Source organism: Microbacterium sp. cf332 (assembly GCF_900102175.1).
GTDB lineage: Bacteria > Actinomycetota > Actinomycetes > Actinomycetales > Microbacteriaceae > Microbacterium.
The window spans coordinates 23,597-38,415 of the sequence record NZ_FNKN01000005.1 but is presented as its reverse complement, the minus strand read 5'-3'; the positions used below and the strand labels follow the sequence as shown (position 1 = coordinate 38,415).

The window sequence follows — 14,819 nt, the reverse complement described above, 5'->3', positions numbered from 1 at the left end:
CCGGACCGCGTCCCCACGCCTGTCCGTACGGAGGAGACCGTACCGCATCCGGCGGCCATCTGTCTCCAGTCGCGTGCTCGCCCGTGTGTACGATGAGGCGCCATGGGGGAACGGCGACGGCTCGCGGGGTTCAGCGGCAGGGGATACGACAAGGGCCGGGGGCCCGCGTGGCAGGCGGCCTGGCAGGTCGCATCGGCGATCGCGGTGATGCCGTGGTTCGTGCCGGTGCGCGTGCGCATCGCGGTGCTGCGGGCGTTCGGCGCGCGCATCGGCAGCGGGGTGAATCTCCGCGCCGGGGTGCGGGTGCACTGGCCCTGGAAGCTCGAGGTCGGCGACGACTCGTGGATCGGCGAGCGCGTGTGGATCCTGAACCTCGAGCCCGTCACGATCGGCAGCGACGTGTGCATCTCGCAGAGCGCCCTCCTGTGCACCGGGAGCCACGACCACCGGTCGCCGACCTTCGAGTTCGACAACGCCCCCATCGTCGTGGGCGACGGAGCCTGGGTCGCCGCGCGCGCGACGGTCCTGCGCGGAGTCCGCATCGGCGCGGGCGCACTCGTGGGCGCGACGGCGCTCGTCGTGCGCGACGTCCCCGACGGCGGTACCGTGCTCGCTCCCGCCGCGGTCGTGCGATCGTGAGGGTCCTCGCGGTCGTCACCCTCGTCAGCCCGCATGGCGAGTACGGCGGACCCGTCCGGGTCGCGCTCAACCAGCTGGCCGCCCTCCGCGACCGCGGTCACGACGTCGTCCTCGCCGGTGCGGCGCGCGGCTACGACATCGTGCCGGACGAGGTCGACGGCATCCCCGCGCGGCTGTACCCGGCACGCGCCCTCGTGCCCGGCATCGGGTTCGCGGGCATCGGATCGCCGGGACTGCTGGCCGCCCTGCGACGTCACGCGACCGAGTTCGATGTCGTCCACGTGCACGCCGCGCGCGACCTCGTGACCCTGCCGGCGGCGCGCATCGCGCAGGTGCGGGGCGTCGCCACCGTGCTGCAGACGCACGGGATGATCGACGAGACCGGCAATCCGCTCGCGGTGCCGCTCGATGCGGCCCTCACCCGCCCCGCGCTCGCCGCGGCCCGCGCCGTCACGTACCTCACCGAGCGCGAGCGCGTGTCGCTCGGCTCCGTCGGCCGCGGACGGGCGCACCTGGTGGATCTGCCGAACGGCGTGCCGGAGTCGCCCGAGGCGCACCCCGACAGCCGCGAGCTGCTCTACCTCGCCCGCCTCGCGCCGCGGAAACGTCCCGTGCACTTCGTCGAGGCGTCGGCACGGCTGGCCGGGGAGTTCCCCGACGTCCGCTTCACGCTCGTCGGCCCCGACGAGGGCGAGGGCGACGCCGTGACGGCGGCGATCGCGCGGTCGGGACTCGCCGAGCGCATCCGCTGGGAGGGCGCGCTCGAACCGGCGCGGACCGGCGAGCGGATGCGGCGGGCGAGCGGTTACGTGCTGCCGGCGGTCGACGAGCCCTACCCGATGTCGGTGCTCGAGGCGATGTCGGCGGGCCTGCCCGTCGTCGTCACCGACAGCTGCGGGCTCGCCCCGGCCGTCCGGGAAGCCGGCGCCGGGCACGTCACCGACGGCGGAGTCGAGGCTCTCGTCGCGGCCATGCGCAGCCTGCTGCACGACCCGGCCGATGCCCGCACCCGGGGCGCTCGCGGACGGACCCTCACCCGGGAGCGGTTCACGATGCCCGCGATCGCGGAGAGGCTCGAGTCGCTGTACTCCGAGTGAGTCGCGCTTGTGGTGCGGCGCTCGGCCTCCCTATACTCGCAACACCGTCGATTTGGGGATCGGCACGCGCCGAGCGGAGGGGTCTGCTCGGGTCGCGCGACGGGGCTGCAGCGCCGAGGCTTTGGGGAGAACGCTCATGAAGCGCGCATTCATCACCGGCATCACGGGCCAGGACGGCTCCTACCTCGCCGAGCTCCTGCTCGCCAAGGGGTACGAGGTTCACGGTCTCGTCCGCCGTGCGTCGACGTTCAACACGTCGCGCATCGACCACCTGTACGTCGACCCGCACGAGGTCGGCGCACGACTGTTCCTGCACTACGGCGACCTGAGCGACGGCGTGCGCATGACCACGCTGCTCTCGCAGATCCAGCCCGACGAGGTCTACAACCTCGGGGCCCAGTCGCACGTGCGGGTCTCGTTCGACGAGCCCGAGCACACCGCCGACACGACGGGCACGGGATCGGTGCGACTGCTCGAGGCCGTGCGCATGGCCGGCATCCAGACGCGTTTCTACCAGGCGTCGTCGTCCGAGCTGTACGGGGCCACTCCCCCGCCGCAGAGCGAGACCACGCCGTTCTACCCGCGTTCGCCGTACGCCGCGGCCAAGCTCTACAGCTACTGGATCACGAAGAACTACCGCGAGGCGTACGACATGTTCGCCGTCAACGGCATCCTCTTCAACCACGAGTCGCCCCGCCGCGGCGAGACGTTCGTGACGCGGAAGATCACGCGCGCCGTCGCGGCCATCAAGCTCGGTGTGCAGGACCACGTCTACCTCGGCAACATCGACGCCGTTCGCGACTGGGGCTACGCCGCCGAGTACGTCGAGGGCATGTGGCGGATGCTGCAGGCCGACGAGCCGGAGGACTTCGTGCTCGCGACCGGTATCGGCATCACGGTGCGCGACTTCCTCGAGGCCGCGTTCGAGCACGCCGGTCTCGACTGGCAGCGCCACGTCCGCTTCGACGAGCGCTACCTGCGCCCGACCGAGGTCGACGCGCTCATCGGCGATCCCCGCAAGGCCGAGGAGAAGCTCGGCTGGAAGGCCACCGTGGGCCCGCTCGAACTCGCCCGCATCATGGTCGACGCCGACATCCGCGCCCTCGAGTACGCCGGGCGTCCCTGGATCGACACGGTCGCCCTCGCGGGCTGGGCCGCGTGAGCGACGGGCTCGCGTACGCCCCGGGCCGCCTCGACCGCCACGCGACGTTCTTCGTCGCGGGTCATCGTGGCCTCGCTGGCAGCGCTGTCCTCCGACGGCTGGAGACCGAGGGCTTCGACCGCCTCGTGATCCGCACCTCGTCGGAGCTCGACCTGACCGAGCGCGACGCGGTCTTCCGGTTCTTCCGCGAGCAGCGGCCGCGCTACGTCGTGCTCGCCGCGGCCAAGGTCGGCGGGATACTCGCCAACAGCACCTACCCGGTCGACTTCCTGAGCGTGAACCTGCGCATCCAATCGAACGTGATGGATGCCGCGGCCGAGACGGGGGTCGAGCGCCTGGTCTTCCTCGGCTCGTCGTGCATCTACCCGAAGTTCGCGCCGCAGCCGCTGCGCGAGGACAGCCTGCTGACCGGTCACCTCGAGCCCACGAACGACGCGTACGCGATCGCGAAGATCGCCGGCATCCTGAACGCTCAGGCGGTCCGCCGCCAGTACGGCCTGCCCTGGATCTCGGCGATGCCGACGAACCTCTACGGTCCGAACGACAACTTCTCGCCGCTCGGGTCGCACGTGCTGCCGGCGCTCATCCGCCGGTACGACGAGGCCGCCGCCTCGGGGAGTCCGATCGTGACGAACTGGGGATCGGGCACGCCGCGGCGCGAGTTCATGCACGCCGATGATCTGGCGTCGGCCATCCTTCACCTCATGGAGCATTACGACGGGGACTCGCACGTCAACGTCGGCACCGGCCGCGACACCACCATCCGCGAGGTCGCCGAGCAGATCGCCGACATCGTCGGCTATCACGGCGAGACGCGCTGGGACACGAGCAAGCCCGACGGCACGCCTCAGAAGCTGCTCGACATCTCGCTGCTGCGCTCGACCGGCTGGACGCCGGGCATCGGTCTACGCGGCGGTCTCGCCCGGACGATCGCCTGGTACCGGCGCAGCCACGCCGAGCTGCGCGCCGCCTGAACCGGCCGCTCCGGTCACGGAGCGGCTCTCCGACCCCTCGTCGCCGGGTGAACCCAGACGCCCGGCGACGAGGAGCAGGCACGCGATCATCACGGTGGTCGCGCCGGTGGCCTGCAGCAGCGAGCCTCGCATGAGGATCGTCATGTACACCGGAAGCACCGCGCCGACGATGGCCCAGACGCCGCCGCCCGCGAAGGCGGGCACGATGCGCACGTCCATCGCCCGCAGCAGGATGCCGAGAGCGATGAAGACGATGACGACGGCGATGACGCCGCCATTGACCATGGCCTCCGCCCACAGCGGCGCCGAGAGGTTGTCGAAGGTGTAGCCGCGATACTCCGCGAGAACGATGCCGGTGTCGGTGGGTTTGTCGGGCCACACGACGCGGGGCACCCAGAACAGGATGCTGCCGAGGAACTGCCGAGCCGGCTCGACGAGGCCGTCGAGCCAGTAGGCGAGCGAGTTCGCGATCTGCCAGAACGCGTCGTAGTCGGGGTTGGCGAGGTACTCGCCGAAGAAGCTGGTGCGGTTCACCCGCACCTCGTCGGTGCGGAACGCGTCGGCGATCGGGAAGACGAACAGGAACGCGACGATCGCGAGCAGCATCGTGATGCGCGCCCGCAGGCGGGTCGCCACGGCGCCCGCGAAGATCGCGAGCGCAACGGCGACGGTGCCGAAGGTGTAGCGCGCGCTGGCGATCGGATTCACGATGAGCAGCAGCACGACGGCCGCGGTCAGCGCCGCGAGCGTGAAGGCGATGCGTGCGGCGCGCGACCGCGCGGCACGTCGCAGCTGGGCCATGGCGCCGGTCGCGATGAGCAGGGGGTAGACGGCCGCGGCGTACATGACGGCGCGTATCGCCGGGTCGGGCCACCGGGCCTCGCGGGCGGCGAAGGCCGCCTCACGGCTGCCGAGCGCCGCCGCCGGCCCGAGCTGCGCGACGAAGAAGGCGCTGATGCCCAGGCCGACGACCGCGAGGGCGATGGCGCGGACGGGACCGACCGCACGGGGCTCGCGAGCCGCCCGCGGCGGACGCGCGTGCTGGAGGATCATCCAGCCCGCGCGCGCGAGCTCGTAACAGCCGAAGCCCAGCGCCACGATGCCCGCGGTGGGCAGGTCGAAGGCCGAATCGATGCCGGGCGTCGTGGTCGACACCGCATCCGCACGGATCTGCGCCGTGGGGGCGAGTCCCATGAAGATGTAGCCGAACACCCAGAAGAAGAAGTCGAACAGGTGCGGCCGGCCCGACACCCACGACACCGACAGCCGCACGCCCCCGTAGATCATGATGAGCAGCGTCACGATCCACGCGTCGCTGCGGCCCTGGTCGGGGATGTCGGAGACGAGCGCGACCGGCAGCACGACGCTCAGCACGCCGACCGACAGCGCGAGCAGCGCGACGCGCGCGCCGCCGTGCAGCGGTGCGTCGGCGCGCATGACCGCGTCGTCGATCGTCCCGGTGTGCTTCCCCACGAGCCTCCCCCTCGATATCATGTCAGACGGGGGTCCGCGTGTTCTCACACGCGGCGTATTGGGGCCGCGTCGAGAGATCGACGCGCGAATGGGGGACGCTATGGAGTCCAATCGTTTTCTGCGGGTGATCCGCTACCACTGGATGACGGTGGTCGTGCTGATGGCGCTGGGCGCCGCCGCTGCACTCGCCTACGCCTGGTCGGTGCCGCGCGAGTACACGGCGCGCGCCGACGTCTTCGTCGCGGTGACCGGCAGCTCGACGACGGGTGAGCTCGCCCAGGGGAGCAACTTCTCGCAGCAGCAGGCACGCAACCTGAGCACGGTCGCGACGCGCGAGATCGTGCTCGCACCCGTGATCGACGAGCTCGGGCTCGACGACTCGACGGCGAAGCTGCGCTCACGGGTGTCGACCTCGGTTCCGCTGAACACGTCGATGATCTCGATCTCGGCGGTCGACCCGTCACCCCGGGAGGCCGCGCGCATCGCGAACCTCGTCGCGGCCAAGCTGTCCGAGGTCGTGCCGACCCTGTCGCCGCAGGTCGACGGCAGCTCGCCGGTACGCCTGCGGGTGATCGAGAACGCCGTGCCGCCCAACCTGCCCTCCGCGCCTCACACCACGATGCTCGTCATCCTGGGGACGCTCGGCGGACTCGTCGCCGCGGCCGTCGTCGTGCTTCTGCGTCTGATGTTCGGCACGCGGGTCCGCACCGTCGAACAGGCCCAGGAGGCCTCGGGCGCCGCGATCATCGGAACGGTGAGCGCCGACCGCACCGCCGACCGTGCGCCGCTCGCACTGCTGGCGGCGCCCCATTCGCTGCGCTCGGAGGACTACCGCCGGCTGCGCGGCAACCTGCGCTTCGTCCAGGCCTCGCACGAGCACCGCGTGTTCGTGTTCACCTCGTCGGTGCCGAGCGAGGGCAAGAGCACGACGGCCGCCAACGCCGCCGTCGCCCTCGCCGCGACCGGCGCGTCGGTCTGTCTCGTCGAGGCCGACCTGCGCCGCCCGAGTCTCGGCCGCATCCTCGACCTCCCGCCCGACCTCGGCTTCACGAGCGTCATCGCGGGCGAGGCGAGCCTCGACGACGCGCTCGTGGCGTGGGGGCCCGACCGGTTGCACGTGATGCTGGCCGGCCCGATCCCCCCGAACCCGTCCGAGCTGCTCGAGTCGGACCGCGCGCTCGACGTGCTCGAGACCCTGCGCGCCGCCCACGACATCGTGATCATCGATGCCCCGCCGGTGCACCCCGTCGCCGATGCCGCCGTGCTGGCCCGCCTCTTCGGCGGCGCCGTGCTCGTCGTCGGTGCAGGCCGCGCGCGCGAGCGCGACGTTCGCCGCGCGGTGGCGCGCCTCGCTTCGGTCGGAGCGACGATCCACGGCGCGGTGCTCAACCTCGCCCGCCCGACGCGCGCCGACCGGCGCAGCTACTCGACCTACTCCCTCGCGCCCGAAGCGTCACGGCGCCAGCGCGGCCGCGGCGAGTCGCCGCGACCGGACGGGATGACCCGCGCCGCCGACGACGACCGCCCCACGGCCGAGGAGCTCCACGAGGAGCCGTCGACCGCGGGGCGGCGTTGATGGATCGTCGGATCAGCCCAGGCTGCTCACTCCGTAGTAGCTGAGGTCCTGCACCTGGGGCTTGTCGGTGACGCGGTAGGGCGACGTGAGCGACACGACCTTCTTGCCCGAGCGCTCGACGGTCGCCGACACCGCGCCGGCGCGCAGCGGCACCGTGTACACCGACCGACCGGCGGGAGCGTCGAACCGTGTCGAGGTGCCCCCGACGGTCACGGTCACGACGGCCGGTGAGGTGAGGTAGACGACCGCCTCGACCTCGTCCGTCGGACTGCCCGAGGTGCCGCCCAGAGTCGGCGTCGCGAGCAGGTGAGCGAGCGTCGGCTTCGCCGCGGCGAACTGCGTGCGATGCACCAGGAAGGCCTGGTCCTGCGTCACGCGCGGCTGCGTCCCGCTGTGGAACCAGTCGACGTAGGGCCGGCTGATGTCGAGGAACGTGTCGCCGTGGTCGGCCGACGGCGCGAACTGGGTGCTCTCGCTGTAGTCGTTCCACGTCACCAGCTGCACGTACTGCGCCGAGGAGTCGATCGCCCGCTGCCACGAGGCCCGCAGATTGTCGGTGTTGCCCGACTCGGCGAAGACGCCGGCGCGCGGCCGGTAGTCCTGCACCGACACCGGCGCGATCCATGTCTTGCCCAGGGCCGCCGCGCGCGCGGCGTAGTCGGGGCCGTTCGCGGTGTGCCAAGCGGTGCGGACGCCCCAGTTGCCGTAGCCGGCGGCGATGTTCCGGAACGCCGACATGTTGGCGTCGGAGGCGTTGAGGAACACGGCCTGGAAACTGATCGGCACGCCGTGCACCCGCTGGAGCCGGTCGATGATGCGCGACCACCAGTCGACGCTCTGCTTCTCGGCCGCGAACGACGACAGCAGCATGCGGTCGCCCACCCGGAACGCAGCGGACGACCGGTACAGCTCGGCGAGCCGGTCGGCGATCGTCGCGGGGTCGGTGTTGCGCACGGATGCCGACGCGTCGATCATCGGCACGACAGAGAACCCGCCCTGCCGTTCGGCGGCTGTGAAGAGGTTCTTCGTCGCATCCCAGTTCGATCCGCTGACGCTCATGATGTTGACCGTGAAGCCGTCGATACCTGCGCTCTTGGCCTGTGACACCTCGCGCCGCAGGTTGTCGAGCTTCCAGGTGGACGACGACGACGGGGACACGGCCGTCGGCCGGTCACGAAGCAGTCCCCCGTACTGGGCGTGCTTGCCGTTCTCACCGTCGGGGCTGAGGTAGTTGCGCGTGTAGTAGTCGCTGTCCGCCGGCTTGTTGTCGATCGAGACCGGGTAGGGCGGGAAGTAGTGCGCGAACACCTTGCGCGACGTGTCGACCGTCGCCGGCGGCGCCGGCTGCGCGGTGGGCGACGGCGAGCTCGGCGGTTTCGTCGGCGTCGGGGTGGGCGTCGCGGCGGGCTTCGGCGTGTAGGTGACCTTCAGCGACGGGGCTTTGTCGCCCGTGCGGTAGAAGGTCGTCGACACATGCTTCTGCCGGTAGCTGAGGCGCAGCGACAGCTGCCCCTTCGACGACACCTGTGCGACATCGCCGAGCGACACCGTCAGCCTCGAGCCCGTCTTCGCCGTGGGCACCGACCGACTGATGCGGTCGCCCGCCTCGCTCGGCCGGTTGGCATAGGTGAGGGTCGAGCTCGACCACGACCCGCGCTCGGCGAAGACGTCGACGCCGGCCGCAGTCGCGGTCGTGTGGCGCACCGTGACGGCGAGCGAGGCCGTCACGGGCTTGGTCGTGTCGACGTTCGCCGGCAGCGCGAAGCGCGCGTAGGACCGGTCCTGCGTGGACGTCGCGCTGAGCGCCTGCGTGCGCAGGACGGTCTTGGGAGTGCGCGACGAGACAGTCGCCGTGTCGCTCGGAGAGAGTGTCACGGTGACCGTACGGGGCGCTGTCGCTTGGGGGGCGACGACGCCGGATGCCTGCGCTGAGCCGGCTCCGCCGAGCACGAGCGCGAGTGTTGCGAGTGTCGTGACGATGACCCGCGAAGGTCGTCGTCGATGGGAGTTTTGGGGATCTTGATTGGCGGGTTTCATGTCTTCCTCGTGGGTAGCAATCACCTCGACAAGCGCGCACCGCCTGCCGAGTCCCTCCCCCAGCAATCCCCACGAGTGTGCCACGGCATCCGAAACGGTCAAAATGCTGTTTACACACGCGTAACCGCAAGGTAGTGCAAAGGCGAACGCAACGTTGCCTCAACGTTGACCGAAGCGGCCGTTTTCCCGGCTCGCGACCTCTACTCTGAAATCAGTTCCGAGACCGACCGGACCGACATCCGATGAGGTCCGCAGTTGGGTCCGTCGACTGGTTTGGGGTCAGTGCGACGGGCTGGCTCACTGCCCGGACGCGGTTGGGGAAAGCGCGTCCGGGCGGTGGGTCCTCGGACGGCGCATCATACGCGTCCGGACCACCGGCAGCACACGGTGGGCTCGATCCGCCGGCCCCTCTAGCGTGGGCCCCATGCAGAGCTACGACTATCTGATCGTCGGCGGCGGGATGGTGTCCGATGCCGCCGCTCGTGGAATCCGCGAGATCGACGAGGCGGGCACGATCGGCATCCTGAGCGCCGACGTCGACGAGCCGTACGCGCGCCCCGCGCTGTCGAAGAAGCTCTGGACCGACTCCGACTTCACCTGGGACCAGGTACCGCTCGGCACGGCGTCCGACGCCGACGCCGACGTGCGTCTGCAGAGCCGCGTGACGGCCATCGATCGTGATGCCCGGTGGGTCGAGACCGACGCGGGCGACCGGTTCGGCTACCGGCGGCTGCTGCTGGCGACCGGTGCGCGGCCGCGGGAGATCAACGTGCCCGAGAGCGACCGCATCCTCTTCTTCCGCTCGGCGGAGGACTACCGCCGCCTGCGCGAGCTCGCCGTCGACGGGCGCCGCATCGTGGTCGTCGGAGGCGGTTACATCGGCGCCGAGCTCGCCGCCGCACTCGTGCAGAACGGCGTCGCCGTCGATCTCGTCTTCCCCGGAGCCGTGCTGGGCGAGGACACGTTCCCGCGCGAGCTGGCGGAGCGGTACCAGGCCCTGTTCGTCGACGGCGGCGTCCGCCTGATGGCCGGACGCCGCGTCGAGGGCGTCGAGCCGGCCGCCTCCGACACGGACGGCGCGGTGCAGGTCGTCCTCGACGACGGATCGCGTCTCCGCGGAGACGCGGTCGTCCTCGGGCTCGGAGCCTCACCCGTGACCGACCTCGCCGAGCGGGCAGGCCTCACGGTCGACGACGGCGTCGTGGTCGACGAGACGCTCCAGACCTCGGATGCCGCGATCTGGGCGGCGGGTGACATCGCGTCGTACCCCGACCGGCTGCTCGGTCGGACGCGCGTCGAGCACGTCGACAACGCACAGGAGATGGGACGGGCGGCGGGCCGCGCCATGGCGGGCGGCGGGGAGGCCTACCGGCACACGCCGTTCTTCTACTCGCAGGTCTTCGGCGTTCGATGGGAGGCCGTCGGCACGCTCGATCCCGAGCTCGACACGCTCGTGGTCGAGGCCGGCGCCGACGAGACCGGGCCGCGGACGGTGGTCTACTACCGCGACGCGTCCGGTCGGCCGGTGGGAGTTCTGCTGTGGAACGTCGCCGAGGCCACGGACGCAGCGCGCCTGGTCATCGCGGACGCGCCGACCTCGGAGGCGGAGCTCCGCGGACGCATCGGCTGAGAGCCGGCGCCCGCGGAGCCACGTCGCGACGCGGGCCTAGAGCGCGAGCCGGTCCGCCACGACGGCGGCGAGCTCGTCGGCGATCAGCTGCGCCTCCGACTCGGTCGTCGCCTCGACCATCACCCGGACGAGCGGCTCGGTGCCCGAGGCCCTCAGCAGCACACGGCCGGAGTCGCCCAGGCGCTGCGTGGCCGCGGCCACGGCGGCCTGCAGGCCGTCATCACTCGCGACCCGGTCGCGGTCGACGCCGCGGACGTTCACGAGCACCTGCGGGTAGACCGTCATGACCGCGGCGAGCTCAGCGGCGGTCTTGCCCTGCCGGGCCATCTCCGCCGCGAGGTGCAGACCGGTCAGCAGGCCGTCGCCGGTCGTCGCGTACCGGCTCATGATGACATGCCCGCTCTGCTCGCCGCCCAGACCGAAGCGTCCCTGGTTCATGCGCTCGAGCACGTAGCGGTCGCCGACGGCGGTCTGCTCGACCGTGATGCCGTGGTCGGCCATCGCACGGTGCAGGCCGAGGTTGCTCATGACGGTCGCGACGAGGGTGTTGAACGGCAGTCGTCCCCGCTGCTTCATCGCCACCGCGAGGATGGCCATGATCTGGTCGCCGTCGATGACCCGGCCCTCGGCGTCGACCGCGAGACAGCGGTCCGCGTCGCCGTCGTGCGCGATGCCGATGTCGGCGCCCGTGCGGATGACCTCGGCGGCCACCCGGTCGAGGTGGGTGGACCCGACGCCGTCGTTGATGTTCAGTCCGTCGGGGTCTGCGCCGATGACGGTCACCTTCGCCCCGGCGTCGCGGAACGTCTGCGGCGAGACGCCGGATGCCGCGCCGTGGGCGCAGTCGAGCACGACGTGGAGCCCGTCGAGCGTGTGCGGTAGCGAACCGAGCAGGTGGACGACGTATCGGTCCTCCGCGTCCGCGAACACACGGATGCGGCCGACGTCGGCACCGGTGGGCTGCAGCTTGGGGCCGGTCAAGGCCTCCTCGATGCGCTTCTCGACCTCGTCGGGGAGCTTGACGCCGCCGCGCGCGAAGATCTTGATGCCGTTGTCGGGGGCCGGGTTGTGCGACGCCGAGACCATCACGCCGAAATCGGCGTCGATGTCGCCGATGAGGAACGCGGCTGCGGGCGTCGGGAGCACGCCCGCGTCGAGGACGTCGACTCCGGACGATGCAAGGCCGGCCGCGACGGCGGCCGAGAGGAACTCACCCGACACCCGAGGATCGCGCGCGACGACGGCGGTGAGCCGCTTGCCCGCGGACTTACGCGCCTCCGCGATACGGCCCTGGCCCAGGACGACGGCAGTCGCCTGGGCCAGGGTGAGTGCGAGTTCGGCGGTGAGGGGGCCGTTGGCCAGCCCCCGAACACCGTCCGTACCGAACAGCGCCACGGAGCTTAACGCTTCGAGTACTGAGGAGCCTTACGCGCCTTCTTGAGACCGGCCTTCTTGCGCTCCTTGACGCGAGCGTCACGCGAGAGGAAGCCGGCCTTCTTCAGGGTCGGGCGGTTGTTCTCGGCGTCGATCTCGTTGAGAGCACGCGCGATGCCCAGGCGCAGGGCGCCGGCCTGGCCCGAGGGGCCACCGCCGGAGATGCGGGCGATGACGTCGTACGAGCCGGCGAGCTCGAGCACCGTGAACGGGTCGTTGATCAGCTGCTGGTGCAGCTTGTTCGGGAAGTAGTCCTCGAGCGTGCGCCCGTTGACCGTGATGGTGCCCGAGCCGGGGATCAGACGCACGCGGGCGATGGCCTGCTTGCGTCGACCCACGGCTGCGCCGGGGACCGAGAGGACCGGACGCGGGGCGGCGGCGGCAGCCTCCGCGGCGGGCGTCTCGGTCGAGTAGTTCTGGGGGGTCTCCTCGAGGGAGTCAGCGATCTTCGCCATCAGTGTTTCCTTGAGTGTTTTCGCGGCGCTTACTGGGCGACCTGGTCGAAGGTGTAGGTGGTGGGCTGCTGCGCAGCGTGCGGGTGCTCGGCACCGGCGTAGACCTTCAGCTTCGAGAGCTGCTGGCGGCCCAGGCTGTTCTTGGGGAGCATGCCGCGGATGGCCTTCTCGACCGCGCGGGCGGGGTTCTTCTCGAGGAGCTCCGAGTAGGAGACGGCCTTGAGGCCGCCCGGGTAGCCCGAGTGGCGGTAGGCCATCTTCTTCTGGAGCTTCTGGCCCGTCAGCGCCACCTTGTCGGCGTTGATGACGATGACGAAGTCACCGGTGTCGACGTGCGGGGCGAAGGACGCCTTGTGCTTGCCGCGAAGGAGGACGGCGGCGTGCGAGGCGAGGCGGCCGAGGACGACGTCGGTTGCGTCGATGACCAGCCACTCGCGCTGGATCTCGCCAGCCTTGGGGGTGAAAGTGCGCGTCACAGTAGTGCTGCTTTCTTGATTCGAACGGAGGAGTTCGTGAATCCCGCTCCGGGGTGGTTCGGTCCGAGGACGAACACGCCAGTGGAGGGCTCACGTTCGCGGTGCCGAGCCAGCGGGCATGGGCACCAAAGAGACAGCGTACGCTATCGATCGACGTTATCAAAGCCGTGCTCGTCCCCCCGGGCCGTCCTCGATCTCTCATGCACCCCGATCGGAGACCCCGGATGCCCCTGCTCGAACGTGAGCGCACACGCCACGGACGCACGCGCGTGCTGCTGCGGGCGCAGCTCCCCTTCGTCATCGGAGCGGCGGTCGTCTACGCCGCCCTCGCAATCGGCGCGCCCCGGGCGCTGTCCTCGCCGCTGGTCGGCGCGGCCGCGCTCCTCATCGTCGCGACGACCGTCGTGGCGGCCGCCGTGCCGTGGGAACGGTTCCGCTCGTCGTGGCTGCTCCTCGTCGCCGTCGCCGACATCGTCGCGGTGGCGCTGCTGCGTACCGAGGTCATCTGGCTGCTCCCCGCGGTCGGGATGCTGGCGATCTTCCCGATCCTGTGGATCGCCTACGGCTTCCCGCCCGTCGCCTTCAGCGCAGCGGTCGGCGGCGCCGCCTTCATGACGTCGCTCCCCTTCGTCGTCCGGGGGACCTGGCCGACGACGGCGCTGGAGTGGGTCAACGTCTTCACCCTGCCCGGCCTCATCCTCGCCGTCGCGGTCGTGGTGAACATCGCGGCGCAGCAGCTGCGCCGCAGCAACAGGCGGGCGCGGGCGCTGCACGAGGAGCGCGCTCGCGCGCTCGAACAGGCCCACGACAACGAGCTCGTCCTGCGCACGGTGCTCGACACGGTGCGCAGCGGGGTGGTTCTCTACGACGATGCCGGTCGGCTCGTCCTCGCCAACCGCACGGCCGAAGACCTCTCGCGCGAGATGGGGTTCTCGCTCAGCGAGCCGCCCTACGCGGGCGACGCCGTCCTCGCGGCCGACCGCTCGACGCCGGTGCCGCACCACGAGCAGCTGATCCCCCGCGCTCTGCGCGGCGAACGCGTCGGCCAGGCCGTCGAGTGGGTCGGACCACCGGCGGCCCAGCGCGCCATCCTGGCCGACGCCGACCGGGTGCGTCGTGCGGACGGCTCGCTGCTCGGCACGCTCGTCGCCGCCCACGACGTCACCGAGCTCGCCGATGCGGCCCAGATACGCCACGACTTCCTGCGCACGGTGTCGCACGAGCTGCGCACGCCCCTGACCAGCGTGACGGGCTACCTCGACCTGCTCACCGACCACGTGCGCGCCGCCGACCCGACCGCATCCCGATATCTGTCGATGGTGGAGCGCAACGTCCTGGTGCTCACAGACCGGATCAACGAACTCCTCGCAGCCGCGTCCGCCGACACCCAGGTCTCGCCGCGCCCGGTGACCCTCAGCGAGCTCATCGCCTCGGCGGTTCGTGCGGTGTCGCCGCGGGCCGAGCACCGCGGCAGCTCCATCCAGCAGGTCGGAGCGACCGCCGAGCGCGTCGTACTCGACCCTGTCCGCATCCGTCAGTCGCTCGAGGAGCTGCTGGTCAACGCGGTCAAGTTCAGTCCGCCGGCCTCGGCCGTCGTGATCGGGCAGCGTATCGACGAGTCGGGGGTGCACATCGTGGTCAGCGACAGCGGCCCCGGCCTGACCTCGGTCGAGCGCACGCGCGTGTTCGACCCGTTCTACCGCACCGACTTCGCACGCAAGAACGCCGTCCAGGGGTTCGGGATCGGGCTCTCGGTGGTCCGCAACGCCGTCGTCGCGCACGGCGGCCGGGTGCGCGTCGGAGCGTCGGCGTCGGGAGGCACGGCGATGGCCATCGTCCTTCCCGTCGCTCCGCCCGCGTGACGGG

12 protein-coding genes are annotated in these 14,819 nt (G+C 71.1%); 7 read left to right on the top strand and 5 right to left on the bottom strand.

The annotated features are described in order from the left end of the window. The first annotated feature begins 102 nt into the window (after positions 1-102). The 4 genes from BLT21_RS15210 (at position 103) to BLT21_RS15195 (ending at position 3,872) form a co-directional block, all read left to right on the top strand. Positions 103-639 (top strand): LbetaH domain-containing protein, encoded by a 537-nt coding sequence (locus BLT21_RS15210; RefSeq protein WP_091503839.1) that lies wholly within the window; start codon positions 103-105, stop codon positions 637-639. Continuing rightward, positions 636-1,736 (top strand): glycosyltransferase, encoded by a 1,101-nt coding sequence (locus BLT21_RS15205; protein ID WP_091503837.1) that lies wholly within the window; start codon positions 636-638, stop codon positions 1,734-1,736. Before BLT21_RS15210 ends, BLT21_RS15205 begins: the two co-directional genes overlap by 4 nt. A 136-nt stretch (positions 1,737-1,872) precedes the next feature. After that, positions 1,873-2,898: a GDP-mannose 4,6-dehydratase gene (gene gmd, locus BLT21_RS15200; RefSeq protein WP_091503834.1), complete on the top strand. Its 1,026-nt coding sequence runs from the start codon at positions 1,873-1,875 to the stop codon at positions 2,896-2,898. Continuing rightward, entirely contained in the window at positions 2,895-3,872 is a 978-nt protein-coding gene (locus BLT21_RS15195; protein ID WP_091503831.1) for a GDP-L-fucose synthase family protein, read from the top strand. Before gmd ends, BLT21_RS15195 begins: the two co-directional genes overlap by 4 nt. Here the strand turns inward: BLT21_RS15195 and BLT21_RS15190 are convergent. Continuing rightward, the gene (locus BLT21_RS15190) at positions 3,804-5,345 is read right to left on the bottom strand and encodes a hypothetical protein (protein ID WP_143025010.1); all 1,542 of its coding nucleotides are present in this window, start codon (positions 5,343-5,345) and stop codon (positions 3,804-3,806) included. The two genes, BLT21_RS15195 and BLT21_RS15190, sit on opposite strands and share 69 nt — an antisense overlap. Positions 5,346-5,469: 124 nt before the next feature. On the opposite strand from BLT21_RS15190, the gene BLT21_RS15185 reads away from it, so the two are divergent. Continuing rightward, positions 5,470-6,921: a tyrosine-protein kinase domain-containing protein gene (locus BLT21_RS15185; protein ID WP_176786955.1), complete on the top strand. Its 1,452-nt coding sequence runs from the start codon at positions 5,470-5,472 to the stop codon at positions 6,919-6,921. Positions 6,922-6,933: 12 nt separating this feature from the next. Here the strand turns inward: BLT21_RS15185 and BLT21_RS15180 are convergent, their stop codons facing one another. Then, complete coding sequence (locus BLT21_RS15180) at positions 6,934-8,796, bottom strand: glycoside hydrolase family 71 protein (RefSeq protein ID WP_143025008.1); 1,863 nt, start codon at positions 8,794-8,796, stop codon at positions 6,934-6,936. A 586-nt stretch (positions 8,797-9,382) separates the two neighbouring features. On the opposite strand from BLT21_RS15180, the gene BLT21_RS15175 reads away from it, so the two are divergent. Next, the gene (locus BLT21_RS15175) at positions 9,383-10,588 is read left to right on the top strand and encodes an NAD(P)/FAD-dependent oxidoreductase (RefSeq protein ID WP_091503820.1); all 1,206 of its coding nucleotides are present in this window, start codon (positions 9,383-9,385) and stop codon (positions 10,586-10,588) included. Positions 10,589-10,624: 36 nt separating this feature from the next. On the opposite strand, the gene glmM is transcribed toward BLT21_RS15175, so the two are convergent. The 3 genes from glmM to rplM are packed head-to-tail and all read right to left on the bottom strand — an operon-like array spanning position 10,625 to position 12,953. Beyond that, entirely contained in the window at positions 10,625-11,983 is a 1,359-nt protein-coding gene (glmM, locus tag BLT21_RS15170) for a phosphoglucosamine mutase (protein WP_091503818.1), read from the bottom strand. A 5-nt stretch (positions 11,984-11,988) separates the two neighbouring features. Then, complete coding sequence (gene rpsI, locus BLT21_RS15165) at positions 11,989-12,477, bottom strand: 30S ribosomal protein S9 (RefSeq protein WP_091503815.1); 489 nt, start codon at positions 12,475-12,477, stop codon at positions 11,989-11,991. A 29-nt stretch (positions 12,478-12,506) separates the two neighbouring features. Next, the gene (gene rplM / locus BLT21_RS15160; RefSeq protein ID WP_091503812.1) at positions 12,507-12,953 is read right to left on the bottom strand and encodes a 50S ribosomal protein L13; all 447 of its coding nucleotides are present in this window, start codon (positions 12,951-12,953) and stop codon (positions 12,507-12,509) included. Positions 12,954-13,177: 224 nt separating this feature from the next. Between rplM and BLT21_RS15155 the strand changes: the two genes are divergently transcribed. Next, positions 13,178-14,815 carry a sensor histidine kinase gene (locus BLT21_RS15155; RefSeq protein ID WP_176786954.1) on the top strand — a complete coding sequence of 546 codons (1,638 nt, stop codon included), beginning with the start codon at positions 13,178-13,180 and terminating at the stop codon, positions 14,813-14,815. Positions 14,816-14,819 lie beyond the last annotated feature (4 nt).

Coding starts and splice junctions, on each gene's coding strand:
- BLT21_RS15210 (WP_091503839.1), top strand. CDS start 103: ATGGGGGAACGGCGACGGCTCGCGGGGTTCAGCGGCAGGGGATACGAC.
- gmd (WP_091503834.1), top strand. CDS start 1,873: ATGAAGCGCGCATTCATCACCGGCATCACGGGCCAGGACGGCTCCTAC.
- BLT21_RS15175 (WP_091503820.1), top strand. CDS start 9,383: ATGCAGAGCTACGACTATCTGATCGTCGGCGGCGGGATGGTGTCCGAT.
- rpsI (WP_091503815.1), bottom strand. CDS start 12,477: ATGGCGAAGATCGCTGACTCCCTCGAGGAGACCCCCCAGAACTACTCG.
- BLT21_RS15155 (WP_176786954.1), top strand. CDS start 13,178: ATGCCCCTGCTCGAACGTGAGCGCACACGCCACGGACGCACGCGCGTG.